The sequence below is a fragment of the Nocardioides sp. B-3 genome, from assembly GCF_024703895.1.
In the GTDB taxonomy this organism is placed as follows: Bacteria; Actinomycetota; Actinomycetes; order Propionibacteriales; family Nocardioidaceae; genus Nocardioides.
On the sequence record NZ_CP087968.1, the window covers coordinates 190,853 to 216,836 of the forward strand.

Annotated in this window: 25 protein-coding genes and 10 pseudogenes; 11 read left to right on the forward strand and 24 right to left on the reverse strand. The window is 70.3% G+C overall.

Annotated elements, in window-relative coordinates:
• Positions 1-13: 13 nt before the first annotated feature.
• Positions 14-1,061: pseudogene (locus LP418_RS01335) on the forward strand (zinc-dependent dehydrogenase).
• Between the two features lie 4 nt (positions 1,062-1,065).
• Here LP418_RS01335 and LP418_RS01340 read toward each other — a convergent pair.
• From LP418_RS01340 to LP418_RS01365, 6 genes and pseudogenes are all read right to left on the reverse strand, one after another.
• Positions 1,066-1,239: a hypothetical protein gene (locus LP418_RS01340; RefSeq protein ID WP_257954957.1), complete on the reverse strand. Its 174-nt coding sequence runs from the start codon at positions 1,237-1,239 to the stop codon at positions 1,066-1,068.
• Positions 1,202-1,420, reverse strand: coding sequence for a hypothetical protein (locus LP418_RS01345; RefSeq protein WP_257954958.1), 219 nt, complete (start codon positions 1,418-1,420; stop codon positions 1,202-1,204). Before LP418_RS01345 ends, LP418_RS01340 begins: the two co-directional genes overlap by 38 nt.
• Before the next feature lie 31 nt (positions 1,421-1,451).
• Positions 1,452-2,453 carry a hypothetical protein gene (locus LP418_RS01350; RefSeq protein ID WP_257954959.1) on the reverse strand — a complete coding sequence of 334 codons (1,002 nt, stop codon included), beginning with the start codon at positions 2,451-2,453 and terminating at the stop codon, positions 1,452-1,454.
• A gap of 89 nt (positions 2,454-2,542) precedes the next feature.
• Positions 2,543-3,271 carry a putative PEP-binding protein gene (locus tag LP418_RS01355; protein ID WP_257954960.1) on the reverse strand — a complete coding sequence of 243 codons (729 nt, stop codon included), beginning with the start codon at positions 3,269-3,271 and terminating at the stop codon, positions 2,543-2,545.
• Positions 3,235-3,900 carry a PEP-utilizing enzyme gene (locus tag LP418_RS01360; protein ID WP_257954961.1) on the reverse strand — a complete coding sequence of 222 codons (666 nt, stop codon included), beginning with the start codon at positions 3,898-3,900 and terminating at the stop codon, positions 3,235-3,237. The genes LP418_RS01355 and LP418_RS01360 overlap by 37 nt, the downstream gene beginning before the upstream one ends.
• 31 nt (positions 3,901-3,931) lie before the next feature.
• Positions 3,932-4,291: pseudogene (locus LP418_RS01365) on the reverse strand (phosphoenolpyruvate-utilizing N-terminal domain-containing protein); the annotation flags it as partial.
• An 80-nt stretch (positions 4,292-4,371) separates the two neighbouring features.
• Between LP418_RS01365 and LP418_RS01370 the strand changes: the two are divergent.
• The 5 genes and pseudogenes from LP418_RS01370 to LP418_RS01390 all read left to right on the forward strand — a co-directional run bounded on the left by LP418_RS01370 (position 4,372) and on the right by LP418_RS01390 (position 8,388).
• Positions 4,372-4,917, forward strand: a complete 546-nt coding sequence (locus LP418_RS01370) for a DeoR/GlpR family DNA-binding transcription regulator (RefSeq protein WP_257954962.1) — start codon at positions 4,372-4,374, stop codon at positions 4,915-4,917.
• 46 nt (positions 4,918-4,963) lie between these two features.
• Entirely contained in the window at positions 4,964-5,113 is a 150-nt protein-coding gene (locus LP418_RS01375) for a hypothetical protein (protein WP_257954963.1), read from the forward strand.
• Positions 5,110-6,062, forward strand: a pseudogene (locus LP418_RS01380) (1-phosphofructokinase family hexose kinase). The gene LP418_RS01375 and the pseudogene LP418_RS01380 overlap by 4 nt, the downstream one beginning before the upstream one ends.
• Positions 6,059-8,113 (forward strand): annotated as a pseudogene (locus LP418_RS01385) (PTS fructose transporter subunit IIABC). Before LP418_RS01380 ends, LP418_RS01385 begins: the two co-directional pseudogenes overlap by 4 nt.
• Positions 8,114-8,145: 32 nt before the next feature.
• Positions 8,146-8,388, forward strand: a complete 243-nt coding sequence (locus tag LP418_RS01390; RefSeq protein ID WP_257954964.1) for an HPr family phosphocarrier protein — start codon at positions 8,146-8,148, stop codon at positions 8,386-8,388.
• Positions 8,389-8,667: 279 nt separating this feature from the next.
• Here LP418_RS01390 and LP418_RS01395 read toward each other — a convergent pair whose 3' ends face one another.
• The 7 genes and pseudogenes from LP418_RS01395 to LP418_RS01435 all read right to left on the reverse strand — a co-directional run bounded on the left by LP418_RS01395 (position 8,668) and on the right by LP418_RS01435 (position 15,287).
• Positions 8,668-8,892, reverse strand: a complete 225-nt coding sequence (locus tag LP418_RS01395; protein WP_257954965.1) for a hypothetical protein — start codon at positions 8,890-8,892, stop codon at positions 8,668-8,670.
• Positions 8,862-9,221, reverse strand: a complete 360-nt coding sequence (locus LP418_RS01400; protein WP_257954966.1) for a hypothetical protein — start codon at positions 9,219-9,221, stop codon at positions 8,862-8,864. Before LP418_RS01400 ends, LP418_RS01395 begins: the two co-directional genes overlap by 31 nt.
• Before the next feature lie 376 nt (positions 9,222-9,597).
• Positions 9,598-10,524, reverse strand: a pseudogene (locus tag LP418_RS01405) (bifunctional riboflavin kinase/FAD synthetase); the annotation flags it as partial.
• Between the two features lie 20 nt (positions 10,525-10,544).
• Entirely contained in the window at positions 10,545-11,282 is a 738-nt protein-coding gene (gene truB / locus LP418_RS01410; RefSeq protein WP_442940083.1) for a tRNA pseudouridine(55) synthase TruB, read from the reverse strand.
• 127 nt (positions 11,283-11,409) lie between these two features.
• Positions 11,410-11,871: a 30S ribosome-binding factor RbfA gene (gene rbfA / locus LP418_RS01415; RefSeq protein ID WP_257954967.1), complete on the reverse strand. Its 462-nt coding sequence runs from the start codon at positions 11,869-11,871 to the stop codon at positions 11,410-11,412.
• Between the two features lie 130 nt (positions 11,872-12,001).
• A pseudogene (gene infB, locus LP418_RS29730) lies at positions 12,002-14,843 on the reverse strand (translation initiation factor IF-2).
• Between the two features lie 147 nt (positions 14,844-14,990).
• On the reverse strand, positions 14,991-15,287 hold the full coding sequence (locus LP418_RS01435) for a YlxR family protein (protein ID WP_336276002.1): 297 nt from the start codon (positions 15,285-15,287) through the stop codon (positions 14,991-14,993).
• 75 nt (positions 15,288-15,362) lie between these two features.
• Between LP418_RS01435 and LP418_RS01440 the strand changes: the two genes are divergently transcribed.
• Positions 15,363-16,127 (forward strand): hypothetical protein, encoded by a 765-nt coding sequence (locus LP418_RS01440; RefSeq protein WP_257957297.1) that lies wholly within the window; start codon positions 15,363-15,365, stop codon positions 16,125-16,127.
• 81 nt (positions 16,128-16,208) lie between these two features.
• Here LP418_RS01440 and nusA read toward each other — a convergent pair.
• Together nusA and rimP are read right to left on the reverse strand one after the other, a co-directional pair.
• Positions 16,209-17,197, reverse strand: a pseudogene (gene nusA / locus LP418_RS01445) (transcription termination factor NusA).
• On the reverse strand, positions 17,197-17,574 hold the full coding sequence (rimP, locus tag LP418_RS01450) for a ribosome maturation factor RimP (RefSeq protein WP_336275876.1): 378 nt from the start codon (positions 17,572-17,574) through the stop codon (positions 17,197-17,199). Before rimP ends, nusA begins: the two are co-directional and overlap by 1 nt.
• Positions 17,575-17,778: 204 nt before the next feature.
• Here rimP and LP418_RS01455 point away from each other — a divergent pair, with 204 nt between their 5' ends.
• Both LP418_RS01455 and LP418_RS01460 read left to right on the forward strand, forming a co-directional pair.
• Positions 17,779-18,246: a hypothetical protein gene (locus LP418_RS01455; RefSeq protein WP_257954969.1), complete on the forward strand. Its 468-nt coding sequence runs from the start codon at positions 17,779-17,781 to the stop codon at positions 18,244-18,246.
• Between the two features lie 4 nt (positions 18,247-18,250).
• The gene (locus LP418_RS01460; protein ID WP_257954970.1) at positions 18,251-18,682 is read left to right on the forward strand and encodes a ferritin-like domain-containing protein; all 432 of its coding nucleotides are present in this window, start codon (positions 18,251-18,253) and stop codon (positions 18,680-18,682) included.
• 6 nt (positions 18,683-18,688) lie between these two features.
• Here LP418_RS01460 and LP418_RS01465 read toward each other — a convergent pair whose 3' ends face one another.
• On the reverse strand, positions 18,689-18,874 hold the full coding sequence (locus tag LP418_RS01465; protein WP_257954971.1) for a hypothetical protein: 186 nt from the start codon (positions 18,872-18,874) through the stop codon (positions 18,689-18,691).
• Positions 18,819-19,259: a hypothetical protein gene (locus LP418_RS01470; protein ID WP_257954972.1), complete on the reverse strand. Its 441-nt coding sequence runs from the start codon at positions 19,257-19,259 to the stop codon at positions 18,819-18,821. The genes LP418_RS01465 and LP418_RS01470 overlap by 56 nt, the downstream gene beginning before the upstream one ends.
• A 161-nt stretch (positions 19,260-19,420) precedes the next feature.
• Here LP418_RS01470 and LP418_RS01475 point away from each other — a divergent pair, with 161 nt between their 5' ends.
• Positions 19,421-19,642, forward strand: a complete 222-nt coding sequence (locus LP418_RS01475; protein ID WP_257954973.1) for a hypothetical protein — start codon at positions 19,421-19,423, stop codon at positions 19,640-19,642.
• Between the two features lie 278 nt (positions 19,643-19,920).
• Here the strand turns inward: LP418_RS01475 and LP418_RS01480 are convergent, their stop codons facing one another.
• The 3 genes and pseudogenes from LP418_RS01480 to LP418_RS01490 form a co-directional block, all read right to left on the reverse strand.
• Positions 19,921-20,253 (reverse strand): HAD family hydrolase, encoded by a 333-nt coding sequence (locus LP418_RS01480; RefSeq protein ID WP_257954974.1) that lies wholly within the window; start codon positions 20,251-20,253, stop codon positions 19,921-19,923.
• A complete protein-coding gene (locus LP418_RS01485) occupies positions 20,250-20,636 on the reverse strand; it encodes an HAD family hydrolase (RefSeq protein ID WP_257954975.1) in 387 nt (128 codons plus the stop codon). The genes LP418_RS01480 and LP418_RS01485 overlap by 4 nt, the downstream gene beginning before the upstream one ends.
• Positions 20,629-22,387 (reverse strand): annotated as a pseudogene (locus LP418_RS01490) (proline--tRNA ligase). The gene LP418_RS01485 and the pseudogene LP418_RS01490 overlap by 8 nt, the downstream one beginning before the upstream one ends.
• A 374-nt stretch (positions 22,388-22,761) precedes the next feature.
• On the opposite strand from LP418_RS01490, the gene LP418_RS01495 reads away from it, so the two are divergent.
• Entirely contained in the window at positions 22,762-23,595 is an 834-nt protein-coding gene (locus LP418_RS01495; RefSeq protein ID WP_257954976.1) for a hypothetical protein, read from the forward strand.
• Here LP418_RS01495 and LP418_RS01500 read toward each other — a convergent pair.
• The 4 genes and pseudogenes from LP418_RS01500 to ispG all read right to left on the reverse strand — a co-directional run bounded on the left by LP418_RS01500 (position 23,519) and on the right by ispG (position 25,941).
• A complete protein-coding gene (locus LP418_RS01500) occupies positions 23,519-23,788 on the reverse strand; it encodes a DoxX family protein (protein WP_257954977.1) in 270 nt (89 codons plus the stop codon). The genes LP418_RS01495 and LP418_RS01500 overlap by 77 nt on opposite strands.
• A 127-nt stretch (positions 23,789-23,915) precedes the next feature.
• A complete protein-coding gene (locus LP418_RS01505) occupies positions 23,916-24,059 on the reverse strand; it encodes a hypothetical protein (RefSeq protein WP_257954978.1) in 144 nt (47 codons plus the stop codon).
• 317 nt (positions 24,060-24,376) lie between these two features.
• Positions 24,377-24,571: pseudogene (locus LP418_RS01510) on the reverse strand (DUF4081 domain-containing protein); the annotation flags it as partial.
• 217 nt (positions 24,572-24,788) lie between these two features.
• Positions 24,789-25,941 (reverse strand): annotated as a pseudogene (gene ispG / locus LP418_RS01515) (flavodoxin-dependent (E)-4-hydroxy-3-methylbut-2-enyl-diphosphate synthase).
• Positions 25,942-25,984: the final 43 nt, after the last annotated feature.

Sequence of the window (25,984 nt, forward strand, 5' to 3'; positions counted from 1 at the left end):
AAGGACCCACCAGATGCTCGCCCTGCGCTTCTACGCCCCCGAAGACGTCCGCCTCGTCGACGTACCCGAGCCCGTCTGTGGGCCCGACGAGATCAAGATCAAGGTCAAGAATTGCTCGACCTGCGGCACCGACGTCAAGATCAAGAAGAACGGCCACCCCAACATCACCGGCGAGACCACGCTCGGCCACGAGGTCGCCGGCGAGATCGTCGAGATCGGGGGAGAACGCAGTCGGCGACTTCCGTGTCGGCGACCGGGTGCAGAGCATCGCGGCCGTGCCGTGCGGTGACTGCTACGAGTGCGGCAAGGGCTGGATGGAGGTCTGCCAGAACCAGACGTCCGTCGGCTACCAGTACGACGGTGGGTTCGCCGAGTTCATGATCGTCCCCGCCCGTGTGCTCAAGGTCGACGGACTGAACAAGATCCCGGACAACGTGGGGTACGACGAAGCGTCGGCCGCCGAGCCATTCGCCTGCGCCATCAATGCGCAGGAGCAGATGGGCATCGAGGAGGGTGACTTCACCGTTGTCTTCGGCGCCGGTCCGATCGGCTGCATGCACATCCGCATCGCCCGCGGCGTGCACAAGGTCGGCAAGGTCGTGCTGGTCGACGTCAACGCCGAGCGGCTGCAGATGTCGGCCGACGCTGTCTCCCCAGACCACGTCATCAACGCGGCCGAGGTCGACGTCGTCGACGAGGTCATGAAGCTCACCGGCGGCCGCGGCGCCGACGTGATCATCACCGCCACCCCCGCCAACGTCACCCGGGAGGCAGGCGATCTCGATGGCCGCCCGCAACGGCCGGATCTCGTTCTTCGGCGGCCTGCCGAAGACGGACCCCTTCATCAGGTGCGACTCCAACCTCGTGCACTACCGCCAGCTGCACATCCACGGCGCCAACGGCTCCTCGCCCGACCACAACAAGCGCGCGTGCAGTACATTTCCACCGGTCAGGTGCCGGTGAAGGACCTGATCACCCGGCACGTCCCGCTCTCCGACGTGATGTCGGTCTTCGACATCGTGGCCAAGGGCGAGGCCATCAAGGTGACGGTCGAGCCGTGACCGCTCAAGGCGTGTAGGTCTTCGTCAACCTCACTGTGAAGGACCCGCTCGTCTGGTCCTCGGTGGGCATGGCGAGGACGAACCCGCCGTTGAGCACGGTGCTCTGGGTCCCCGGCTCGGAGAGGCTGGTCCCGTTGCCGTCACCGCACCCCAGCGACGTGTCGCCGCTGCAGTCCACCCCCGGTCAGACGACCGGCGTAGACCACCCACCGGCCGGGCACGGTCACGTCCGTGACGGACAGGTAGGACGGTGCGTAGGCCTCGGGCTGGTTGATGCCCAGAAGCGTGTAGCGCCCGTCGGTCCGCACGGGCACCGTCGCGGGCGCGCCGTCGACAGCGATGGACCCGCCGTCGGCCACGCTGTCGAGCTCGAACGATCCCGCGGTGGCCTCATGGAACGTCGAGAAGACCCGGGACTCGATACGTGCCCTCTGTCTGGACGAGCCGATACAGCGGCGCGGGCCACGAACCACCCGCGGTGTAGGCCGGTGCGGCCAGCTCGGCCACGCCACCTCCGGGCGGCAGCACGAGCGTGGTCCGGTAGTGATCGGCGGTCGCTCCGACGAACCGGACGTTGAGCAGTCGCTGCGCCGACGACGCGAGGTCGGCAGCCGCGACCTCGGTCACCACGGCCCCGGCGCCACCGCCCGGCAGCTGGATCGCGGGCCCGTCGAGCCTCGTCGTCCCTGCGTCCCGAGGCTCTGTCGTGGTGACCCGCCCTGTGGTGGCGGGGTTGGCCAGCACCGTCACGTCTTGCCCCGGCTTCAGCGGCTGGGTGAGCGGAAAGGTCGGATTGCTGCCGTAGACGGGGAGACCGGGAGCGAGGACCAAGGACTCACCCTCGATGTAGTCGGCGTAGTCATTGCCGACGACGCCGAAGCCCCACTGGCCGACGGACACAAGATCGATCCCTGAACGCGGTGCCCGCACGGTGATGGCGTACTGGATGCCGCGGCGCACCGGCACCCGGGTGGAGCCGCGGCGGTCGTGCGTCACGGCGACCTGCTTGAGGAGCTGGACCCGCCGGACACCGATCTCGTGGTAGGACGGCCTGTCAGTGGGGAGCGTGAACCAGCCGGTCCCGCGCAGCCGGAAGAACCCGTCGGCACCCAGCCGGAACGTGCTGCGCTGACCCCGCAGCGTCACCGTCGTGTAGCGCGTGCTGGCGAACGAGGACTCGCCATCGTGCCGGTAGACGGCTGCCAACCGCACGCGGTCGCCACGCTCCCCCGAAAGCGCAACGCCGGGCGCTGCCCCTTCTCGAGCCTCACCGGCCCGTCGCCGTACTGGCGCACGACCTTCTTCACCGTGGCCACGTCCCGATCCGAGGTCGTGGGCGTCACCGAGGGCGATGCGGTGGCTGGCGCCACCACCCCCAGCACGCTCGTGCACACGGACGCGATCAACAATCTGCGAAACATGGTGGTCCCCACTGGACGCTCGGTGTCGCTGGGGAGACGCAGACCAGCGCGGTTCGGTTGTCAGGCGTTGAGCAGTGCCCGCACCGCGTCGCGCGCGGCCATCGGGTCGCTCGCACCGAGCGCGGCCTCGGCGGCCGCCTCGCAGGTGTCCATGGAGACGCGCGAGAGCTGGGCGCCGACGGGGCGTACGGCGCGGGCCGCCATCGACAGGGACGTGATCCCCATCCCGACGAGCGCACAGGCGAGCATCGGATCTGCGGCGGCCTCTCCGCAGACGCCCACCGGCTTGCCGGCCTGCTTGCCCGCCTCGGCGGTGATGGCGATCAGCTGGAGGACGGCCGGCTGCCACGGGTCGGTGAGGTGCGCGAGGTCGGTCGCCATCCGGTCGGCGGCCATCGTGTACTGCGTGAGGTCGTTGGTGCCGATGGACAGGAAGTCGACGACCTCGAGCATCCGGTGCGCCAGCAGCGCGGCGCTCGGGATCTCCACCATCACGCCGGGCTTGAGCCCGCGGGCGCGCACCTTCTCGGCGAACTCGGCGGCCTCGGCGACGGTCGCCACCATCGGCGCCATCACCCGGGTCTCGGTGGTGCTCGCCTCGGAGGCGATCCTGATGCCGTCGAGCTGGCGGTCCATCAGCCCCGGGTTGCCGAAGGACAGGCGCAGGCCGCGCACCCCGAGGGCGGGGTTCTCCTCACCGGGCATCGTCGCGAACGCAATGGGCTTGTCCGACCCGGCGTCGAGCGTGCGGATCACGACGTACTGCCCCTCGCCGAAGGCATTGAGCACTGGCCGTAGATCTCGCCCTGCTCCTCGGCCGACGGTTCCTCGGTGGCGTTGAGGAAGCACAGCTCGGTGCGGAAGAGGCCGACGCCCTGCACCGGCTCCTCCGCGGCGTGTACGGCGCTGGGCCCGTCGGCGACGTTGGCGAGCAGCTTTATCGGCGTGCCGTCGGTGGTGGCCGCCGGACCGGACCACGCAGCCGGGGCTTCGCGAGCCTCACGACTGGCGGCGACCCGCTGGGCGGCCTCCGCGGGATCCGCTCCGGTCTCCACCGAGCCGGTCTCCCCGTCGACCACCGGGAACGTGCCGGCCTCGATCTCGGTGACCCCGGCGACGCCCACCACGCATGGGATGCCGAGCTGGCGGGCGATGATCGCGGTGTGGCTGGTGGCGCCGCCACGTTCGGTGACGAGAGCACTGATCACGGACGGGTCCAGCCCCGAGGTGTCGCTGGGGGCGAGGTCCTCGGCCACCGGGATCGACGGCTCGCTCGGGGTGGGGACGCCCGGCTCGGGCTCGCCGACGAGGTGAGCGACGATGCGGCGCTCGATGTCCTCGAGGTCGGTGACCCGCTCGGCCATCAGGCCGCCCATGTTGGTGAAGATCGAGACGAACTGCTCGACCGCAGCGTCCACGGAGGGCACCGGGGGAGGTGCCGGCCGCGACGTTCTTCGCGACGGCCCCGCGCAGGCCCTTGTCCTTCGCCGGGCCGGCGCTCGCGGTGAGCACCTCGGCGGCGGGTCCGGTCGCCTTCGCGGCCTTGCGGCCGAAGGTATCGGCGACCGCGGCCACCGCGTCGTCGTAGGCAGCCATCGCGGCCTCGGCGTCGGCGAAGCCGCCGTCACCGAAGCGGGCGATCGCCTCGGGCGACACCTCGCCGCGGACCAGCAGCGCCGGACCGGCGGCAACGCCCGGCACGACCGGGGTCCCGCGCAAACCAGTGGAGGACGAGCTCGTGGTGGTCATGGACACACCGTAAGGCACCTCGACTTGACACTCAACAGGTTCGGCTATAAAACAACACATACACAGAACCACGTGACCGGCGCCACATGTCTCCGTCAACCCTAGGAATCAAGGTGTACGCAGAGGAACGGCAGCAAGCCATGGCGCAGCTGATCGCCCAGCAGGGCCGGGTGTCTGTCGCGGAGCTCGCCGCGGACCTCTCAGTCACCACCGAGACCGTCCGCCGCGACCTGTCCGCGCTGGAGCGGATGGGCCTGATCCGGCGCGTGCACGGCGGCGCCGTACCCGCCAGCACGCTGGCCGTCATCGAGTCCGGCATCTCCGAGCGCGACCTCGCGAACACCGATGCCAAGGACGCGATCGCCGCCGCCGCGATCGCATTCCTGCCCCCGCCCGGCTCGATGATCGTGATCGACGCCGGCTCGACGACCGCACGCTTCGCCGCACTGCTCCCCCGCGACCACCGGCTGACCGTCGTCACCCACGCGGTGCCGGTCGCCGCCGGGCTGGCCGGGCTGCCCCACATCGACCTGTTCCTGCTGCCCGGCAAGGTGCGCGCGACGACCCACGCAGCAGTCGGCGCCGACACGGTCGCGGCCCTGTCGGACCTCCGCGCCGACGTCTCCTTCCCGGCCACCAACGGCATCAGCACGAGCTACGGACTGACCACTCCCCGACCGCGATGAAGCGGCCACCAAGCGAGCAATCGCCGCCGCCGGAAGGCGTACGGTCGTGCTGGCCGACTCCACCAAGATCGGCGTCGAGGCCTCGATGCGGTTCGCCGCGCTCAGCGAGGTCGACGTGCTGATCACCGACTCCGGAATCTCCGACGACGACGCCTCCGCTCTCGCGGCAGCCGACGTGGAAGTGGTGATCGCGTGATCCTCACCCTCACTCCCAACCCGAGCATCGACCGCACGATCGCCCTCGCGGGCGAGCTCGCCCGCGGCCAGTGCAGCGCGTGGTGTCCGTGACGTCGCAGGCCGGCGGTAAGGGCGTCAACATCTCGCGGGCCTCGGTCAGTGCGGGCGAACCGACGCTCGCGGTGCTGCCCGCCGCCAAGGACGACCCGTTCGTGATCGAGCTGCTCGCGGCCGGCATCGACTGCCGCCCGGTGCGCCCGGCGGGCGACGTGCGCGTCAACCTCACGATCACCGAGCCCGACGGCACCACCACCAAGCTCAACTCCCCCGGCGCGACGGTCCAGCCCGAGCACCTCGAGGCGATGGCCAGCACCCTGCTCGCGCGGGCTCCCGGTGCGAGCTGGACGGTGCTGGCGGGTTCGCTGCCCGCCGGCGCTCCTCCGGAGTTCTATGCAGACGTCGTACGCCGACTGCGTGAGTGTGGCGCCAAGGTCGCGGTCGACACCAGCGAGGCCCCGCTCCGGGCCCTCGTCGACGCCCTGCCCGACTCGGCGCCCGACCTGATGAAGCCCAACGGCGACGAGCTCGCGTCCTTCACCGGCGGTGACGCCGACGAGCTCGAGAACGACCCGGCCCTCGCGGCCGTTGCCGCGCGCACCCTGATCGATCGTGGCGTCGGCACGGTGCTGGCGACGCTGGGTGGCAACGGCGCCGTACTCGTGACCGCCGAAGGCGCCCGGCACGCCGCTCCCCCGCCGACCACGGTCGTGAGCACCGTCGGTGCCGGCGACTCCAGCCTCTTCGGCTACCTGCTCGGCGACATCCGGGGGCTGCCCGCCCCCGATCGCCTTGCCCTCGCTGTGGCCTACGGCAGCGCTGCCGCGGGTCTGCCCGGAACCACCATCCCCGAGCCGGCGCACCTACGCACCGAGCTCGTCACCATCACTGTCCCGGGAGGCAGCGCATGACCGATCTCATCAACGTCCAGCTCGTCCGGCTCGGAGCCAGCTGGGGCGCCGAGAAGGCCGACGTCATCCGCGGCCCGGCCGCACTCGTCGAGGGCGCCGGTCGCGCCGACGACGTCGAGCAGCTGATCGCCGACGCCTTCGCCCGCGAGGAGACCTCGAGCACCGGGCTCCCCGGTGGCATCGCGATCCCGCACTGCCGCACGACCGGCGTCTCCGAGCCGACGCTCGGCTTCGCACGGCTCGACCCGCCGATCGACTTCGGCGCCAAGGACGGCCCCGCCGACCTCGCCTTCCTGATCGCCGCGCCCGCCGGTGGCGACGCCACCCACCTGCAGCTCCTCACCAAGCTGGCCCGCTCGCTGGTCAAGCCTGCCTTCACCGACGCGCTGCGTGCGGCCGAGACTCCGGAGGAGGTCGTCGAGCAGATCCTGCTCGCGCTCGACGCCCCGGCCGCGGGTTCGTCCACCCCGGCTAAGGCATCCGCTCCGACCGACGCCGCCCCCGCTGCCGCTGCCGCCGCCCCTGCCGCTCCGGCCGCCGCGGCGCCGAAGTCGCTCGTCGCCGTCACGGCCTGCCCGACCGGCATCGCCCACACCTACATGGCCGCCGAGGCCCCGGGAGGCCGCGGCCGCGAAGGCCGGCATCGAGATCGCGGTCGAGACCCGGGGCTCCGCCGGCTCCCATCCCCTCTCACCCGAGACCATCGCCAACGCGGCCGCCGTCATCTTCGCGGTCGACGTCGGCGTACGCGACCGCAGCCGCTTCGCCGGCAAGCCGATGGTCTCGTCGGGGGTGAAGCGCCCGATCGACGACGCGGACGCGATGATCGCCGAGGCGTTGCGCTACGCCGATGACCCGAGCGCACCGCGCGTCGAGGGCACCGCCTCCGAGGCCGGCGCCACGTCCCGCGGCACGGAGTCCTTCGGCGCGAAGACCCGACGGGTCCTGATGACCGGTGTGTCCTACATGATCCCGTTCGTGGCTGCCGGCGGACTGCTGATCGCGCTCGGCTTCCTCTTCGGTGGCTACGACATCACCGGCGACGGACAGGGCATCGCCGTCGACAACACGTTCTTCAACCTCCCCGACCTCGACGAGCTCGGGCTCGAGAACGCCCTGTTCGACAGCGCCTTCTTCGCCTACATCGGGGCCTTGCTCTTCACCCCGGGGGCCGCCGCATTCTGGGTTCCCGGTCCCGGCGCTCGCCGGCTACATCGCGTACGCCATCGCCGACCGTCCCGGGATCGCGCCCGGCTTCGTGATGGGCGCCATCGCCGGCACCATCAACTCCGGTTTCCTCGGCGGCATCGTCGGCGGCGTGCTCGCCGGCATGGTGGCCCTCTGGATCACGGGGTGGAAGGTGCCGACGTGGATGCGCGGCCTGATGCCGGTGCTGGTGATCCCGCTGTTGGCCACGCTGATCTCCGGCTTCGTGATGCTGGTGATCCCGGGCAAGCCGCTGGCCGCCCTGATGGAGGCCTTGAGCGACGGCCTCAACAGCCTCCGGGGAGGGTCGGCGATCGTGCTGGGCATCATCCTCGGACTGATGATGGCCTTCGACATGGGCGGGCCGCTCAACAAGACCGCCTACGCGTTCGCCACGACCGGGCTCGGCGCTGCCGCCACGGCCACCGATGCTCCTGAGCTCAAGGTCATGGCCGCGGTCATGCTCGCCGGCATGGTGCCGCCGCTGGCCCCGGCCCTCGCAACGGTGGTGCGTCCCGGACTCTTCACGATCCCCGAGCGTGAGAACGGCAAGGCCGCCCGGGGCGATGGGCGCCTCCTTCATCACCGAGGGTGCGATCCCGTTCGCGGCGGCCGACCCGCTGCGCGTCATCCCGCCGATCATGGCCGGCAGCGCCGTCACCGGGGCGGTCGCCATGGGCATGGACGTCAGCCTGCGCGCCCCGCACGGCGGCATCTTCGTGCTCTTCGCCGTGGACGGGATCGGGGGCTTCCTGATCGCCCCGGTCGCGGGCACGCTGGTCGCGGCAGCCCTCGTCGTGATGGCCAAGAGCTTCGGCCGGACCGCCGACGCCGTCTCCCTCTGATTCCGACCCAACCAACCGCACAAGGAGCACCCATGCCCAGCAAGTCTGTCGTCGTCGGTTCCGCCGTCGGCCTGCACGCCCGCCCCGCCGCGATCATCGCCGAAGCGGCCGGTGAGCTCAGTTCGGAGGTGACCATCAACGGCGTCGACGCAAGCTCCTCGCTGATGATCATGACCCTCGGCGCCGGCAACAGCGACACCGTCGAGGTCGCCGGCGACGACCGGGCCGCCGTCGACAAGATCGCGGCGCTGGTCGAGCAGGACCTCGACGCCTGAGGGTCCGCCCTTCAACGCCGTGGTGGCGGCACATTGCGCAGTCTTCGGGCTGTACGGCGACATGTGCCGCCATCCTCGGATGACCAATGAACTTCCACTCGCTCGAGTGGAAATCCGAGGCGTGATCGTGCTGACCACGCTCGACCCTCGATGAACTTCCACTCGCTCGAGTGGAAATCCGAGGCGTGATCGTGCTGACCACGCTCGACCCCCGATGAACTTCGACTCGCTCGAGTGGAAGTTCAGGTGCGCACGATCGTCGTACGCCGATGGGTGGGCCTACTTCCGGCGGAGGTAGCCCACCCGGACGCGCAACGCCTGCTCGAGCTCGCCCAGCACGTCGCTGAAGAACTCGCGACGGTAGGTCTCGTCGGTGACCGCGAAGACCGCGAAGTAGAGGCCACTGAAGGCCGCGAGGAACACCGACACCTGCACGAGCTCGAGGCTGACCGGTCGGATTCCCCACGGGTAGGTCAGGGATCCCTCGATCCAGGTCTCCAGCACCTTCTCATCCATCGCCACCGCACCGAAGACGATGAAGAAGGCGAAGACGGCCAGCGCCAGCAGCAGCACTGGAAGGCCCGGGTGATGAGCAGCACGAGCACGAGGTTGGTCCGCTGCAGGCCGACCACGTCTGCGTCGTCCCCGAGCTCCTCGCGCCCGACCTCGTCATCCAGCCGGTCGACCTCCTCGACCGGGCGGACGACCGGGAAGCCGAGCGCCATCGCCGCGAACAGCAGCGTCGCTCCCCACAGGGTCCCGCCGTCCGGGGCGGAGGCGACCATCCAGACCTCGGTGTTGATGAAGAGGAACGTCACGAAGAGCAGCAGCATCGGCAAGGCGCGTCGCGAGCGGGAAGAGCAGCTCGAGGCTGGCCGGGCTGTGCCGCATGGCCCACCCCGCGATCACCCTGACCTGCAGCGCGACCGGCATAGAGGGCGGCGATCAGAAGCAGCGCGGTGACACCGACGGCGATGCCGGTCGAGACTGCGCTCCTGACAGCCTCCGTGCTCGCGTGCACCCACCAGCCGGCCGCGATCCCTGCCGGTACGGCGACGAGCAGGCCGACGAGGGCGACCACCAGCAACCTGCCGGTGTGCAGCCGTCGGCGTACGAGATCGCGGATGTCGTCGACGAAGTAGGGCAGCCCGTGCGCCGGGGAACCAGCTCTCGGCCTCGGCGCGGGTCGCCGGCTGGGTCACGCCCGGGGATCTCGCGCGCGCGGCGTACGTCGCCGTGCATGGTCTCGATGAGAGCGTCGATGCCCTCGAACTTCACCATGCCGCGCAGGCGTTCGAGGAACGCCACCTCGACCTCGACGCCGTAGAGCTCGAGGTCGTCGCGGTCCAGGACGTAGGACTCGACGCGGCGCTCGCGCTCGCCGTCGAAGGTGGGGTTGGTGCCCACCGAGATCGCCGCGGGGAGGGTCTCGCCGGTGTCGAGGCGGGTCAGCCGGCCGGCGTAGACACCGTCGGCGGGCGCCGCACCGTCGACCGGGGTGGGCACGTTGGCCGTCGGGAAGCCGAGCTCACGGCCGCGCTGGTCGCCCTTCACGACGACGCCGCGGACGGTGAACGGGCGACCCAGCGCCTCCGCCGCGCCGGCGACATCTCCGGCCGCGAGGCAGTTGCGGATGTAGGTCGAGCTCCACACCTGCGGGCCGCCGTCGAGGGCGACGCCCTCGACCACGAACCTGCGGGTCTCCCCTGCGGTGCGCAGCAGCGCGACGTCGCCGGCCGCGCGGTTGCCGAACCTGAAGTTGGCGCCGACCACGACGGCCCGGGCACTCAGGGCGCTGACGAGGACGCGGTCGATGAACTCCTCGGGGGTCCACGACGCGATGTCGCGGTCGAACGGGATGACCAGCACGGCGTCGACGCCCGCGGTCTCGAGCAGGCGCAGGCGGGTCTCGATGTTCGTCAGGGTCGGCGGCGCGTGCTCGGGACGGAGTACGGCGATGGGATGCGGGTCGAAGGTGACGACCACGACCTTCGGCACAGCCGGGTCGACGGCCGTGTCACGCGCCTGCCGCAGGACGTGCTGGTGCCCGAGGTGGACGCCGTCGAAGTTGCCGATCGTGACGACGGTCGGGCCGAGATCGCCGGGCACGTCGCCGAAGGAGGACCAGATCTGCACGGGCGCAGCCTACCGACGGTTCAGCCGACGAAGACGGCGACGGGTCGCGCCCCGGACTCCGTCGGCTCGTAGAGCGCCGGGAACTCGCCGTCCGGCGCGAAGAGGGCGTGCTCGCCGGCGCCGGGCAGCGTGATGCCCAGCGGTCGTCCGACGCGCACGTCGGTGGCCTGCTCGTCGTCGAGGTCGACGGCCGGGAAGGTGGCTCGCGCGGCGTCCGCGATCGGGACGAGGGTGAGCTCGACGCCGAGCTGCTCGAGGGTCTTCGCCTGCGTGAGGTCGAACCGGCCCACCGCCGTACGCCGCAAGGCAGTGAGGTGGCCGCCGACGCCCGGGGCGGCACCGAGGTCGCGCGCGATCGCGCGGATGTAGGTGCCGCTGGAGCAGCGCACCCTCACGTCGACCTCCGGTCCACGGATGTCGGTGACGGTGAGCTCGTGGACGGTGACACGCCCGGCCTTGAGCTCGACCTCCTCGCCGTCGCGGACGCGCTGGTAGGCACGCTTGCCGTCGACCTTGATCGCGGAGACGGCGGTCGGCACCTGGTCGATCTCGCCGACGAAGGTGCTCAGCGCGTCGCGGATCGCTTCGTCGGTGAGCCCGTCGACGGCGTACGTCGCCGTGACCTCGCCCTCGGCGTCGTCGGTGGTCGTCGTGGCGCCGAGCAGGATGGTGGCGTCGTAGGCCTTCTCGGTCAGCATCAGGTGACCGAGCAGGCGGGTGGCGCGATTCAGTCCGAGGACAAGCACGCCCGTGGCCATCGGGTCCAGCGTGCCGGCGTGCCCGACCTTGCGGGTGCCGGCCAGTCGGCGTGCACGAGAGCGACGACGTCGTGCGACGTCATGCCCGCGGCCTTGTCGACGACGACAAGGCCAGCGGTGGTGGACATCAGTCCTCGAGCTCGTCCTCGTCGAGGTCGTCGTCCTCGTCGAGGATCTCGCGCGGCTTCTTGTACGGGTCTGCCTCGCCGGCGTAGGTCTCGACCCGCAGCGCGGCGACCTCTTCGTCCTTGGCCTTGGCGCGGGCCAGCACCTCGTCGAGGGCGCGCGTGCTCTCCGGCAGCGCGTCGGGAATGAAGGTCAGGGTCGGGACGATGCGCATCCCGAGCTGCTTGGCGACCTCGGAACGGATCACGCCCTTGGCGGACTCGAGCGCGGCGCCGGTGCTGGCGAGGTCCTCGTCGGCACCGAGGACGGTGTAGAAGATCGTGGCCTGCTGGCTGTCGCCGGTGACGCGGACGTCGGTGATCGTGACGAAGCCGAGGCGCGGGTCCTTGATCCGGCGCTCGAGCATCTCGGCGACGATGACTCGGATGCGGTCGGCGATCTTGCGGACGCGGGGGTTGCTCATGGGTTCACTCTCTCAAAGACACTGGCGAAGTCCCCGGATATCCGGGGACTTCACCACGTGTCAGGGGTTACAACACCTGACAGGTGTGGGAGTCCCCGGATATCCGGGGACTCCCACACCAGCGGATCGATCAGGCGCGGGCGATCTCGCGCATCTCGAAGGACTCGATGATGTCGCCGATCTTGATGTCCCGGAAGTTCTTGAGCACGAGACCGCACTCGAAGCCTTCCCGGACCTCCGACGCGTCGTCCTTCTCACGCCGCAACGAGGCCGGAGTCGAGGTTGTCGGCCACCACGTTGCCATCACGCAGGACGCGCACCTTGGCGTTGCGGCGGATGAGACCGGAGGTGACCATGCAGCCTGCGATGTTGCCGGCCTTGGACGAACGGAAGATGTCGCGAATCTCCGCCTGACCCGGGGGTCGACTCCTCGTAGACCGGCTTGAGCATGCCCTTGAGGGCCGCCTCGATCTCCTCGATCGCCCGGTAGATCACGCTGTAGTAGCGGATCTCGACGCCTTCCTTGTCGGCCATCTGGCTCGCCTTGCCCTGCGGGCGGACGTTGAAGCCGATGATGATCGCGTCGGAGGCGGCGGCCGGGTCGACGTTGGTCTCGGTGATCGCACCGACGCCACGGTCGATGACGCGCAGCGACACCTCGTCGCCGACGTCGATCTTGGCGAGAGCGTCTTCCAACGCCTCGACAGAACCGGACACGTCGCCCTTGAGGATGAGGTTGAGCTCCCGGCTCTCGCCCTTCTCCATGGAGGCCATGAAGTCCTCGAGGCTGCGACGGACACGGCGCTTGGCCTGCATGGCCGCACGCTCGCGCGCCTCACGCTTCTCGGCGATCTGGCGAGCCATCCGGTCGTCCTCGACCACGATGAAGTTCTGACCGGCACCCGGCACCGCCGAGAGTCCGAGCACCATCGCGGGACGCGACGGGTCAGCCTCGGTGATCTCCTTGCCGTGCTCGTCGAGCATGGCGCGGACACGACCGTGAGCCGGACCGGCCACGATCGAGTCGCCGACGCGGAGCGTTCCGCGCTGGACGAGCACCGTCGCCACCGGACCGCGACCGCGGTCGAGGTGTGCCTCGACCACGAGGCCCCGGGCGTCCCGGTCGGGGTTGGCCCGCAGGTCGAGCGAGGCGTCCGCGGTCAGCACGACAGCCTCGAGCAGCTTGTCGAGGTTGAGACCGGCCTTGGCCGACACGTCGACGAACATCGCGTCGCCGCCGTACTCCTCGGGGATGAGGCCGTACTCGGTGAGCTGGCCACGCACCTTGGTCGGGTCGGCGTCGGGCTTGTCGATCTTGTTGACCGCGACCACGACGGGTACGCCGGCGGCCTTGGCGTGGTTGAGCGCCTCGACCGTCTGCGGCATGACGCCGTCGTCTGCCGCCACCACGAGGATCGCGATGTCGGTGGCCTGCGCACCACGTGCACGCATGGCGGTGAACGCCTCGTGACCCGGGGTGTCGATGAAGGTGATCAGGCGCTCGTTGCCATCGACGACGGTGTGGACTCGGTAGGCACCGATGTGCTGCGTGATGCCACCGGCCTCCTTGTCGCCGACGTTGGCGTCGCGAAGCGCGTCGAGGAGGCGGGTCTTACCGTGGTCGACGTGACCCATGACGGTCACGACCGGCGGACGGATCGCGAGATCCGACTCGTCGCCCTCGTCGGCGCCGAACTCGAGGTCGAACGTCTCGAGCAGCTCGCGGTCCTCGTCCTCGGGCGAAACGACGACGACGACGTAGTTGAGCTCCTCGCCGATCAGCTCGAAGGTCTCGTCACCGACGGACTGGGTCGCGGTGACCATCTCGCCGAGCGAGAAGAGCATCTGCACCGGGGCAGCGGCATCGACGTTGATCTTCTCGGCGAAGTCGGTCAGCGAAGCGCCACGCGGCAGACGAACGGTCTCGCCGTTGCCCTTGCGGACGCGCACGCCACCGATCGTCGGGGCCTCCATGGCCTCGAACTCCATGCGACGAGCGCGCTTGCTCTTGCGACCACGACGCGACGGGCCGCCGGCGCGCCCGAAGGCACCCCAGGTCTGACCACGCTGGCCGGGACGCTGGCCGGGACGACCACTGGCGTTGGGGCCGAAGCCGCCCGGACGGGCGGGAGCGGCACCGGGTGCGCCACCGGGGCCACCGCGACCGGGTGCGCCACCGGGGCCACCGCGACCGGGAGCACCGCCGGGGCCTCCACGACCGGGAGCACCGCCGGGGCCGCCACGACCGGGAGCACCGGGACGGGCGCCGGGGCCGCCACCGAAGGCAGCGGGCGACTTGGGCATCATCGCCGGGTTGGGACGCGGCATGCCGGGACGACCCGGAACGCCGGTGTCACGAGCGGCCGGCGGACGCGGCGGGCGCTGGTCGCCGGCGGCAGGGGCACCGGGGCCGGCTGCGGGCTCCGCAGCGGGCGCGGGCGCCGGACGGCGACCCATGCCCGGCTGGGCGCGAACGGGTTGTTGCCCGGACGCGGCGCACCCGGACGGGCGCCCGGACGCGGGGCCGGGGTCGCCGGCTTCTCGGCGGCCGGGACCTGCGGGGCCTCGGGCTCGGCCGGAGGCGCGGTGGGTGCCGCGGTGGGTGCCGCGGGTGCCTCGACCTGCGGGGCCGGGGCCTCGACGACCGGCTCGACCACCGGGGCGGGCTCCACGACGGGAGCCTCCTCGACGACCGGCTGGGCGGCAGGCTTGGGGCCGGGCTTGGGGCCGGGGCGACCGGGGGTCGCCTTGGCGGGGGTGGCGTCCGTGGACGCACCATCGACGGCGGGGGCTGAGGCCGCTGCGGCCTTCAGCTCGTCGCCGTACTGCTTCTTGAAACGCATCTCGACGGGAGGCTCGACGGTCGACGATGCCGACTTGACGAACTCACCCATCTCCTTGAGCTTCTCGAGAACAAACTTGCTCTCGACGCCGAACTCTTTTGCGAGTTCGTGGACTCGGGTCTTGGCCACGTGAAAACTACGCTCCTTCTGGTTCCGTCAGCCCCAGAAGGAGGGCAAACGGAGACGCTAGTGGTGGTGCAAACTCATCGGAAAGTACTCATCGAGTGCTCATGAGCTGCGTGCTCCAGCTTCTTGTCGTTGTTGCCCGGTCGTTGGTCATGCGAGCGAGTCGAGATGGTCGCGCACCGGTTCGCTGGGGAGCCCCTCCCTGAGGCGCAAGGCCCGGGAGAACGCCCGTCTGCGAACCGCGAGGTCGTAACACTCGGACGTGGGATGCAGGTGCGCCCCGCGACCCGGTGCCGTGCCGCGTGGATCGGGGCACACGGCCGGTTGGCCCCGGGCATCCGAGCCGGCGACGACTCGCAGCAACTCGCTCTTGATGGTCCGGGTCCGACAGCCGACGCACGTGCGCATGGGCACAGGCGTAGTGCTCTCGGTCAAGGAATCCACCATCGGTGACTCTATCGCGTGGAGGGTCGAAAACCCGAATGGCCCCGATCGTTCACCTGCCGCGGGCAGTGTGGGCGGGTGAAAAGCCTGCGCCGCCCCGCCCGCCTCGACTCCTTCGTCCGCCGCCGGGTCTTCCAGCGCAGCGGCACCCGGCACGGAGCCGACGTCACGACCTACGCCCTCGAACGGCCCGGCGCCCTGCTGCGCGGCCGCGTCGTGCACGGCGAACAACCCGATGCCCTCCTCTACCTCGGCGGCAACGCCGAGCACGTGACGCGCTGGGGAGACCGGTTCCGCGAGCACGTGCCGCACCGCGCGACCTACCTCGTCGCCTACCGCGGCTACGGCGCCAGCACCGGCGAACCCTCAGAGCGGGCGATCGTCGACGATGCCCTCGCGGTGTACGACGAGCTGCGCACGCGACACGGCCGGGTGGCCGTCCTCGGGGCGCAGCCTCGGGTCGGGCGTGGCAGTCCGGGTCGCGGCTGCCCGCGACGTCGACCGGCTGGTCCCGGTCACGCCCTTCGACAGCCCGGTCGCCGTGATCCGGTCGCTGCTCCCATTGCCCCTGCCCGGGTTCGCGCGCGACCGGATGCCGGTGCAGTGGCTGCTCGCCGAGCAGTTCGACTCCGTCCGCCATGCGGGCCGGGTCACCGCCCCCACGCTCGTGCTGCGATCGGGGCGCGACGACGTCGTGCTGCCCGCGCGTACGGACAAGCTGCTGTCCAAGCTGCCGGCCGAGACGTCGGTCGTCGAGTTCGCCGACGACGACCACGTCTCGCTGGCCGAGCACGACGACTACTGGCAGGCGATCAGCGACTTCCTACTCTGAGTCAGCAGTAGGTTTCGCCGCGCTCGCGCGACTTCGTGCCTCAGTCGCGTCGCTTGCTCACACTCGCCGGTCTGCGAGTCCGACTTCGTTCCTCAGTCGGCCTCGACCGGCTCAGGGGCATCGTCCGAGCGGATGTCGATCCGCCAGCCGGTGAGGCGGGCGGCGAGGCGCGCGTTCTGCCCCTCCTTGCCGATCGCCAGCGACAGCTGGAAGTCGGGCACGACGACCCGGCACGAGCGGGCGGCCGGGTCGATGATCTCGACCGAGCGCACACGCGCGGGCGACAGGGCGTGGGCGACCAGCTCGGCCGGGTCCTCGGACCAGTCGACGATGTCGATCTTCTCGCCGTGCAGCTCGGCCATCACGTTGCGCACGCGCTGGCCCATCGGGCCGATGCAGGCGCCCTTGGGGTTGACGCCCTGGACCTTGGTGAAGACGGCGATCTTGCTGCGGTGTCCGGCCTCGCGGGCGATCGCGGCGATCTCGACGGTGCCGTCGGCGATCTCGGGGACCTCGAGGGCGAAGAGCTTCTTGACCAGCGACGGGTGGCTGCGCGAGAGCGTGATCTGCGGTCCGCGCATGCCCTTGCGGACGGAGATGACCGGGCACTTGATCCGCTCGCCGTGCTTGTACTCCTCGCCCGGCACCCGCTCCCCCAGCGGCAGGATCGCCTCGAGCTTGCCGAGGTCGACCATGACGTCATCGGGGTTGCGGCCCTGCTGGATGATCCCGGAGATGATGTCGCCCTCCTTGCCGGCGAACTCTCCGAAGCGGATGTCGTCCTCGGCGTCCGCGCAGCCGCTGCAGCATGATCTGCTTGGCGGTCATCGCAGCGATCCGGCCGAAGTCGGCGGGGGTGTCCTCGTACTCCTCGCTCTTCGTGCCGTCCTCGTCCACGTCGCGTGCCATCACCCGGACGTGACCGGTCTTGCAGGTCGAGCTCGACTCGCGCGTGCTCACTGGCGCCCGGCGACTTGTGGTAGGCGGTGAGCATGGCCTGCTCGATCGCGTCGACGAGCACGTCGAAGGAGATCTCCTTCTCGCGTTCCAGCATCCTCAAGATGCTCAGGTCGATGTCCATCAGGCGTCCTCGCTGTCGTTCTGCTTCTTCTTGCGGTTGAACTCGATCTGCACGAGTGCCTTGGCGACATCGGCGTAGAGCACCTCACGGGTGTCCCCGTCGACGTCGAGAGTCGCCGACTCCTCGGTCGACGCGACGATGCGGCCGGTGACCTCGCCGCCTTCGACGAGGGTGATCTTGACGAGGCGGTCCTCGTTGCGGCGCCAGTGGCGCGGCAGGGTGAGCGGGCGGTCGACGCCGCGCGAGGTCACCTCGAGCGTGAAGGGCAGCTCGCCCATAACGTCGGACTCCTCGAGCACCCGGTCAATCTCACGGGTGGCATCGGCGACGTCATCGAGCGTGACCCCACCGTCCCGGTCTACCGCGACTCGCAGCACGCGGCGCTTCCCCGGCGGGGGTCAGCTCCACGGCCTCGACGTCGAGGCCCATGGCACTCAGGGGGTCAGTGATCTCGGCTTCGATGCGATCCCTCGTGGCGTCCTGTTTGGTGCTGCTCACGTGTTCGACCTCCTTGTGCAGTTGTTGTGGCCACGATAGCCGCTCCGACACGTGTCGCCGACAACCGCGTTAGGGTCACCGTCGTGTCCAGCCCGCCAGTCCCCACGTCACGGCGTACGGCGCTCGCGCTGGCCCTCTCCGCGCCGCTCGTGCTCGCCGCGTGCGAGCTCGACCCGCCCTCCGCCGTACCGACCGAAGCGCCGGCGGCCGAGCCGCTGCCCGATGCCGAGGTGGCGGCGTCCGCACGCAAGGCGATCCTGCTGACAGTGGCATCCATCGAGGCCGCCGGAGTGCGCCATCCACGGCTCGCGGCCGGGCTGGACCCGTGGCTGGCCCTGCACGCAGCGCACCTCGCCGTCCTCGACGACGGGTCCGAGGCCTTCGAGGTGGAGGGCGAGATCCCTGCGTCCACGGCCGGGGTCGCGCGCGACCGCGTCGTCGCCCCGGAGGGATCGCTCGCCGGCGCCCTTGCCGACGCCGCCCGCCGGGCCGCGAGCGGCGACTGGCCCGCGCGCTGGCCAGCATGTCGGCCGCCGTCACGCAGCGGGTGATCTCGTGAGCACGATCGAGTCGCTGCAGGCGACGCTGGCCGCCGAGCACGCCGCGATCTTCGTGTACGGCGACGCCGGGGCCCACACCTCGCAGTCCGCCGAGCCCGAGCTCTTCGCGACGATCTCGACGCTCTACCGGACTCACCGCGCGCGGCGAGACCAGCTGCGGCTGCTGATCAGTGACCGGGGCGCGGTGCCCGTCGCGGCCGAGGCGTCCTACGAGCTGCCGGGCGTGCTGAGGACCCCGGTCGCCGTACGACGACTGGCGCTGAGGACCGAGGAGCGCTGCGCCGAGGTGTACGCCGCACTGGTGGCCAACACCGCCACGACCGACCGCGACTGGGCGATCTCCGCGCTGAGCGAGGCTGCACAGGCCCGGATCTTGCTGAACGGGAGCCCCGAGGTGTTCCCCGGGGCTCCCGAACTCGCTGGCTGATGTGCGTCAGCCGCGGTAGGCGGTCCACATCTGCGCCATCCGGTCGCTCTGTCCGGCGCTGAACTCCGTGTAGCAGGAGTCGTAGCTGTAGTCCATGTAGTTGTGGATCGGGTCGGTTCCGGGCAGGGAGCACGAGTCACGGCCCTCGGGGCAGCCGCTCGAGGCACTGCTCTGCGCCGCGGTGTCGCTCACCTCGTCGTTGGTGGTCGTGCAGCCGCCCTGGAACGTGTGGTAGAGCCCGAGACCAGTGACCGGCCTCGTGCGTGGCGGTCTCCCCGAGGTCGTAGTTGGTGGCGGAACCGCCGGGCAGCGAGGTGTACTGCACCCGGATGCCGTCGATGCTCGGGTTGCGGGAGTAGTCCCACGGGAAGGTGGCGATGCCGAGGTAGCTGAAGTCCACCAGCCAGATGTTGAGGGCGTTGGCGCCGCCCCGGCGGGTGGCGGCGCGGTACTGCGTCGACTTGCGGTCGTGGTGCCACTGGTCGTTGTTGAAACGATCGACGCCGGCGAGGGTGAAGGTGAACCCGGTGGCCGCGGCGGTGGCGGACTCCTGTCCCCCGAAGGTCGCGTTGAGCACGGCGATCTGGTCGGCGATCTGGGCATCGGGTGACGTCGCCGGCGCCGGTCTTGGAACGCATGACGTGGACGTAGACGGGGACGCTGGCGCCGACGAAGGATGCAGAGGCCTCCGAGAGGGACTCGCCCTTCGCCTCCAGCACCTTCTGGGTCCGCGCCTCGATGGCCCGCTGCTCCTCGGCCGAGATCTCGCGGTGGTCCGGCCCCGGAGCCGCCACGCGCGGCCGAGCTGCCGTGGTCGTCATGGGCGTCCACGGGGGTGAAGCACTGCTGGTCTTCACGGGGAATCTGGGCCTGCGACGCCGAGGTGACAGCGCCGGTGGCGACCAGTCCGGCCGACACGAGCGCGGTGGCGCTCAGGCGGCAGAGAATGCGCACACGTGACATCAGAGAGGTTCCTTTCGAGGGGGAACCCCGACTCTCGCCCGGGCACACGAGGCGGGGCCGGAAATGTGAAGCGGCCCGCAGCCTCACCACGTGGGGAAGTCCCGAGATCTTCCCCAACTGGCGAGGATGCGGACCGTTTCGGAGGGGCCTGTCAGCATCACCCGAGTGACCTCCCATATGGGGTGGGAGCCACGTGCATAAGTCTGCAACAGGAACGCCTGAATGCCCTATAGCTTCCTCGCTGCAGGTTTGTGCGCTGCGAAAACCTGCAAAAGTCAGCTCTTGGTCATGCCCGGGGCCGCCACGGCGGCCGGGATCTCGGCCAGCGAGTGCACCACCGCGTCGGGGGTGCCCTCGGTGTGGCCGACCCGGTTGGCCGGGATGGTGCTCAGCGGGATGTGGATCGCCTTCAGACCGGCGTTGTGCGCGCCCCAGATGTCGTCGAAGAGCCGGTCCCCCACGTAGACGCAGCGGGTCGGGTCGGTGGCTCCGACGGCGGCCATCGCGGCACCGAACGCCTTCGGGGACGGCTTCGTCCACGGGATCTCCGAGGTGTAGACGTCGCCGTCGATCAGGTCGTGGACACCGTCACGCTGGAAGAACTTCACGTGCCACGCGCGGCGCAGATCGTGTTGGACAGCACGCCGACACGGAGGCCCATCGCGTGCAGCTCGGCGAACATCTCGCGGCACTCCGGGTCGGTCGCGGTGTGCGGCTCCCAGAAGTCGTAGTAGGCGCTGAGCAGCTCGGGGTCGTGGTCGAGCCCGGCCTCGGTGAAGAGGTCGGCGATCGTCGCCGACTGCTGGTGGTCCCGGCTGCGCCCCCACACCACGTCGCCGGCCGCGTGCAGCCGTGCGGTGATCTCGGCGGGGTCGTGGTCCGCGTTGACCACAGCCTGCGCCAGCGCCAGCGACTCCGCGTGGAAGTCCACGTCGTGCCACCGCGTCAGCGTGCCGCCCCAGTCGAAGATGACCGCGTCGAGCTCAGCCACGCACGAGCTCCGCGATGCGCCCGGCGGCGTCGGCGACGGCGACCTCTTCGCGCTCACCGGTGGCTCGGTCGCGGACCTCGACGGTGCCGTCGGCGAGACCACGGCCGACCGTCACGATCGTGGGCATGCCCATCAGCTCGGCGTCCTTGAACTTCACTCCGGGCGAGACCTTGCCGGCGCGGTCGTCGTAGAGCACGTCGATGCCCTTCGCCGACAGCTCCTCGGCGAGGGTCGAGGCCGCCGCGAAGATCGCCTCGTCCTTGCCTGCGGCAACGATGTGTACGTCGACGGGCGCGACGTTGCGAGGCCGGGACAGCCCGATCTCGTCGAGCGTGCCCTCGGCGATCGCCGCCACGGCGCGCGACGGGCCGATGCCGTAGGAGCCCATCGTCACGGTGACGAGCTTGCCGTTCTCGTCAAGGACCTTGAGGTCCAGCGCGTCGGCGTACTTGCGACCGAGCTGGAAGATGTGGCCCATCTCGATGCCGCGCGCGGACTCGAGGGTGCCCTCGGTGCAGTTGGGACAGGCGTCGCCGTCGCGGATCTCGGCGGCCTCGATCGTGCCGTCGGGCGTGAAGTCGCGCCCGACCACCGGGTCGAGGACGTGGGAGTCGGGCGCGTTGGCGCCGGTGACCCAGCGGGTGCCCTCGACGACGCGGGGGTCGACGAGGTAGCGGATGCCGGACTTGGACTCGGCGCCGAGCACCTCGGGGCCGAGGTAGCCCTTGACGACCGCGGGGTGCTTGGCGATCTCGCCCTCGTCCATCGTCTCGACCTCGATCGGCTCCAGCTGGCCCTCGAGGCGCTTCTGGTCGACCTCGCGGTCTCCGGGGACGCCGATGGCGAGGGGCTCGCGAGTGCCGTCGGGGTGCTTGAGCACCACCAGCACGTTCTTGAGCGTGTCGCCGGCGACCCGGGGGCGGTCCTCGCGGGGGGTAGGCCGAGTTGAGGTGGTCGACCAGCGTGTCGATGGTCGGCGTGGCGGGCGTGTCCTCCGCGTGCGCGGCGGGCGCGGCGGCGTACGACACAGGGTCGGGGGCGCGGACGGTGACCGCCTCGACGTTGGCGGCGTAGTCGCAATGGGTGCAGCGGACGTAGGTGTCCTCACCGACGGCGGCCTTCGCGAGGAACTCCTCCGACTTCGAGCCGCCCATGGCCCCCCGAGGTCGCCTTGACGATGACGTATTCGAAGCCGAGCTTGTCGAAGATCCGGATGTAGGCCTCGCGGTGCGCGGCGTAGGACGCGTCGAGACCGGCATCGTCGATGTCGAAGGAGTAGGAGTCCTTCATGACGAACTCGCGACCGCGCAGGATGCCGGCGCGGGGACGCGCCTCGTCGTGGTACTTGTTCTGGATCTGGTAGATCGAGAGCGGCAGGTCCTTGTAGGAGTTGTAGAGGTCCTTCACGACCAGCGTGAACATCTCCTCGTGCGTGGGGCCGAGGAGGTAGTCGCCCCCTTGCGGTCCTTGATCCGGAAGATGTTGTCGCCGTACTCCGTCCACCGGTTGGTCGCCTCGTAGGGCTCCTTGGGCAGCAGAGCGGGGAACATCATCTCCCCGGGCGCCGATCGCGTCCATCTCGTCGCGCACGATCTGCTCGACCTTGCGCAGCACCCGCAGGCCCAGCGGCAGCCGGTGTAGATGCCGGGTGCGGCACGGCGGATGTAGCCCGCGCGCACCAGCAGCCGGTGGCTCGGGACCTCCGCGTCGTTGGGGTCGTCACGCAGCGTACGAACGAACAGGGACGACATCCGCAGGATCATGTGGCACAGGATAGGTGCGGGCCCGCGCGTCCAGCGAGGCGGTTTCGGGCAGCGGCAACAAGTCCCCTGCATCGGGCGTCTGAGACAGTGGAAGCACACACGTTCCTCGGCACTTCTCGGGAGACCCTCTTGACCTCCACACTCCGCGCCCTTGCCCTCACCGCCGCGACGACAGCCTTGGTCGGTACGGCGCTGATGGCGCCCACGCAGGCCGCCGCGCCGGTGGATCTCCAGCCGGAGGACCTGAGCCGGGGCTCCGACATCTCGATCGCCCACATCGAGGACGGCGACCTCGTCCGGGGCAGCCGCACGGTCGACGTCGGTGGGAGCCGCGCCTACCTCCTCGGCAAGTCGGGCAGGTCGTGGCTGGTGGGCACCAGCGACGCCAACGGCGGCACGCTGCGCATCGTGCGGGTCAAGCCCGACGACACGGTCACGCTGCTCAAGCGCGGCGTCCCCTTCTTCGAGCTGGCCGCCTCCGAGAACGGCCGCTTCTTCGCGCTCGCCGGTCGCGGCAACCGCAGGGCCGCGCCGGTCCGGGTCTTCTCCTCGCGCACCGGCAAGCTCAAGATCGAGAGGGACTTCGCCAACTACCCCGACGTGATCGGCATGGACGGCCCGCGGGTGCTGCTGTCCACTGGACGACCGGTGACACCGGGATCAAGTCGTGGGACACCACGACCGGCGGCGTCACGAAGCTCTCGAGGCGGCCTGCCAACCCGGTCGACATCGGCAACGACCTCCCGGCCAGCTACACCAAGGACCCCTACATGGACGGCTGCATGGTCGTCAGCCGGCTCTCCGACCCGTCGGACCGGTTGTGGAAGTCGTGCACCGAGCGCGTCGCGGCCTTCTCCCCCGACGGCGACCGGATCGCCACCGTGCACATCCTCTCCGACGGCATCGGCCCCGGCGAGGTCTGGGAGCGCGAGCTCGACGGCACCCTGCTCGGCGACTACACGACCAGCTGGTTCGGGCGGATCGCCTTCGAGGACGACACCGACCTGCTGCTCGAGGTCAATGGCGACACCCAGTCCGCCACGGTCCGCTGCAGCGAGGGTTCGTGCGCCAACGCGACCGACCCGGTCGCCGTACAGGAACCGCGGGTGAGCCCTCGAGTCAGCTCCGAGCGGCCTTCACAGCGGTTCGGATCAGTGGGAGCTGCAGCGGGAGCCCGGCAAACGCCGCAGTCCTGAGCCCGGTCTTGCGGCTGGACCTGAGGTCGTTGGCCATCTTGATGTTCGCGGGATAGACCGCAAGCAGCAGTCCGGCGCTGGCCCAGCCGGCGACCCGACGGGTGCGCGGGTGCAGCAGCCCGGCTGCGCACACGAGCTCGAGCACGCCGCTGGCCGGGATCACCTCGCGGTGCGCGGGCACGATCTTGGGCATCAGCGGTTCGTAGACCTCTGGCTTGACCCAGGTGCACGACGCCGGAGACCGCGAACATGCCGGCCAGTCCCCTGGATGTCCTTGGTGATGGCCGGTGCGTTCGTCATGCGCGAAGGCTAGCCGGGGCTCAGAACATCAGTGTCGACAGGCGCGTGGTCTCGACGAACCCGACCCGTGCGTAGGCCGCCCGGGCGGCGGCATTCCACTCGTTGACGTAGAGCGAGACGGTGGGCGCGATCTCCGCCCGGACCAGTGCCACCACGGCCGCCATCCCGCCCACGGCGAGGCCTTCGCCGCGACGGTCGGGATGGACGTAGACGCCCCCGGGACCTGCGCGGCGTACGGCGATGCGCAGGCCACCTCCGCCTTGAAGATGACGCGCCCGCGCTCATCGAAGCGGGCGAACGACCAGCCGCGCGAGATGAGCTGCCGCACCCGCGCACGGTAGAGGTCCTTGCCGCCGGCGGACTCCGGCGAGACGCCGACCTCCTCGGTGTACATCGCCACGCACGCGGGGTAGAGCGCGGCCGAGTCGGCCTCCGTGGTCGCGCGGACCTCGGGATCCGGGGCGACGTCGGGCGCGTCGCTGATCTGCAGGTGCGGCTGGCGCCACCGGGCCTCGCGCGGAACGCCCCAGCGGTCGCCGACGGTCTCCCAGAAGGCGGCGACGGCGTCGTGCGGACCGACGATCGTGGCCGTCGACCGGACCCGTTCGAGCGCCCGGTCGGCGAACATCCCGACATCGTCGGGGGTGCACTGCACGGGCACGAGGTTGGCGCCCATGTGACAGCCCGCGACCAGCTCGCCGCCCTCGAACCGGCCCCAGATCTCGCCACCGAGCCAGCGGGGGTCGAGGTTGGTCACGCGGGCGCGATAGGCGGCGAACACGTTGACGACCGGGTCCAGTGCGGTCAGGGCAAGGAACGCGTCGCGATCGTCAGGCCCCAGCAGCCGCACGTCGTCGCGGGTCGTCAACACGCTCGGAGCCTAGCGGCCGGGGTCAGCTGACGCTGACGGACGCCTCGGCGCCCTCGACCGGCTCCATGCCCTCGGCGAGGCGCAGGGCCTCCTCGATCAGGGTCTCCACGATCTTGGACTCCGGCACGGTCTTGATGATCTCGCCCTTGACGAAGATCTGGCCCTTGCCGTTGCCGGACGCGACGCCGAGGTCGGCCTCGCGGGCCTCGCCCGGTCCGTTGACGACGCAGCCCATGACGGCGACGCGCAGCGGGACCTCGAGCCCGTCGAGGCCGGCGGTCACCTCTTCGGCCAGCTTGTAGACGTCGACTCGGGCACGGCCGCAGGACGGGCAGGAGACGATCTCGAGCCGACGCGGCTTGAGGTTGAGCGACTCCGGGATCTGGAGGCCGACCTTGACCTCCTCGACCGGCGGTGCCGACAGCGAGACGCGGATGGTGTCGCCGATGCCCCGGCTGAGCAGGTGGCCGAAGGCGACGCTGGACTTGATGGTGCCCCTGGAACGCCGGCCCGGCCTCGGTCACGCCGAGGTGCAGCGGCCAGTCGCCTGCGGCAGCCAGCAGCTCATACGCACGAACCATCACGACGGGGTCGTTGTGCTTCACGGAGATCTTGAAGTTGTGGAAGTCGTGCTCCTCGAAGAGGGACGCCTCCCAGACGGCCGACTCGACGAGCGCCTCGGGCGTCGCCTTGCCGTACTTGTCCATGATCCGCTTGTCGAGCGAGCCGGCGTTGACGCCGATCCGGATGCTCGTTCCGCGGTCGTTGGCCGCCTTCAAGCGATCTCCTTCACCCGGTCGTCGAACTTGCGGATGTTGCCGGGATTGACGCGTACGGCGGCGCACCCGCGTCAATGGCCGCGAAGACGTACTTCGGCTGGAAGTGGATGTCGGCGATCACCGGGATCTGCGAGTGCTGGGCGATCTCGGCCAGTGCGTCGGCGTCGTCCCGGCTGGGGCAGGCCACGCGCACGATGTCGCAGCCGGTGGCCGTGAGCTCGGCGATCTGCTGGAGGGTTGCGTTGACGTCGGAGGTCAGTGTCGTGGTCATCGACTGCACCGAGATCGGGCTGTCACTGCCGACGCCCACCGAGCCGACTGGATCTGCCGCGTCTTGCGTCGCGGGGACAGCACGGGCGGGGGAAGAGCGGGCATGCCCAAACCGACAGACGTCATGGGGATGAGTCTATGGGCGATGTTGAAGTCCCCGGATATCCGG